Here is a 2,068-nt window from a genome sequence, read left to right as displayed (position 1 = left end):
TCCGCGCCGGGACGCTGCGCAACAACGGGCGCCTCACCGGCGATACGCTGGCACTGGATGCCGGCACACTCGTCAACAATGGATTGTGGCAGGGTACGCACGGTCTGACGCTGAACGCCGGTACGCTCATCACCGGCGCGAACTCGCGCACGCTGAGCGGCGGCGATTTCACGCTGAACGCCGGGCAACTGAACACCGGAGGCACCCTGCAGGGCGGGCGGGTCAGTGTGACGGCGGATGACTGGACGCTCGGCGGTTCGCTGCTGAGCCAGGGCAGTCTGAACGCGGATGTGGCGGGCACGCTGGCACTGCCGGGCGCGCTTACCAGCCAGGGAGCGATGACGCTCCGTGCGCAGACGCTGAATAACGACGGACAACTGCTCAGCGCCGGGGACATCACCCTGCGCGGGCAACAACTTACCAACAACGGCAGCGTGCAGGGCAAAACGCTGTCGGCACATGAAGGCCGTGTCATCAACAACGGCACGCTGACCGGCCTCGACAGTCTGGCGCTGGATAACAGCCAGGCCACGGCGACCCTGATGGCGCGGATGGCGATGGCTGCCCCGCAACTGGAGCTGATTAACGCCGGTTCGCTGCTGACGCAGGGCACGCTGGATATCACCGCCGGGAGTGTGAACAACACCGGCACCTGGCAGGGCAATAACATTCTGCTGGCGGCGCAGTCGCTGGATAACCGCGGTGCCATTCAGAGCGCCGGGGCACTGAACCTTCAGCTTGCCGGTGACCTGACGTCCGCTGCAGGCAGCAAAATCACCGCCATGGGCACGGCGGCACTGCAGGCACTGTCGCTGACGAACAGCGGCCAGTGGGCGGCGAAAAACCTGACCCTCAGTGCCGGTTTGCTGAGCAACGGCGGTGCCATCAGCAGCAGCGACGGGCTGACCGCGACGCTCACGGGTACGTTCACCCAGCAGGCGGGCGGGCAGCTTGCCGGCAACGGGGCGCTGAACCTGACGGCACAGCGTGTCGATAACGCCGGTAACATCCAGGGCGGCGGCGTGACTGTCAGCGCGGAGACGCTGACCAACAATGCCGGCGCGCAGCTGGTCAGCGGGCAGGGGCTGACGCTCACCACGCCGCAACTGCTCAACTACGGTCTGATTCAGGGCGCGGGTGACACCCGGATGACTGCCGCCACGCAGGCGCGCAACGAGGGGAAACTGCTCTCCGGCGGGACGCTGACGCTGACTGCCCCGCAGTACAACGGCGCAGGCTGGCTGCAGGCAACCGACCTCATTCTGAATGCGGCGAACAATGCCGCGACCGGTACGCTGCTGGCTGACCGGATGACACTCACCGGCGACACCTTCACGAACCAGGGCACCACCCAGGCGAATGACCTGGCGCTGAATTACCGCCAGCTCACCAACAACGGCACACTGCTGGGCAGCCGCCAGCTGACGATGAACGCCGCGCAGGTGAACCAGTCCGCCGCCGGCAGGCTCTTCAGCGGCGGTGACCTGTTTGTGGGGGCGACCGGGCTCAACGCGCTGGGGCAAATCGTGGCGCTGGGCAACCTGACGCTGCAGCTGACCGATGCGTTTACCGGTAAAACCGCGATGGCGGCGGGGAAAACCCTGAGTGTCACCAGTAACGGGGCGATAGATAACCAGAGCGTGATGCAGGGCCAGGCGGTGAACCTGAGTGCGGGCGGGCAACTGACCAACAACGGGCAAATCACCACCGGCAGCGGCGCGAGTACGTTAAGCGGCAGCAACATCGTGCTGAACGGCAACAGTTCGCTGCAGGGCGGCGGCGATGTGACGCTGGCGAGCCGGGGCAACATCACGGCGAACGGCTTTGCCGGGACGCTTGGCAGCCTGACGCTCAGTGCGCCGGGTAGTATCGTCAACACCGCGCTGCTGTACGCGGCAAATAACCTGGCGCTGTACGCCGGCAGCATCACCAACCAGCGCGGCGATATGCTGGCGGGCAACAATCTCAGGCTGCAGCGCGACGCGGCGGGCAATGCTAACAGCGAGGTGGTGAACACCTCCGGCACTATTGAAACGCGAAATGGCGATATCACCATTAATACCGGGCA

1 protein-coding gene is annotated in these 2,068 nt (G+C 65.4%); it reads left to right on the top strand.

All coding sequences use genetic code 11. From position 1 onward, the window contains the following. The coding region (locus O3S68_RS24165; RefSeq protein WP_442913200.1) for a beta strand repeat-containing protein at positions 1 to 2,068 on the top strand (2,068 nt) is incomplete at both ends.

The organism is Kosakonia sp. SOY2, assembly GCF_027109175.1.
Lineage (GTDB): Bacteria > Pseudomonadota > Gammaproteobacteria > Enterobacterales > Enterobacteriaceae > Kosakonia.
This window is presented reverse-complemented; position numbering and strand designations above follow the sequence as displayed.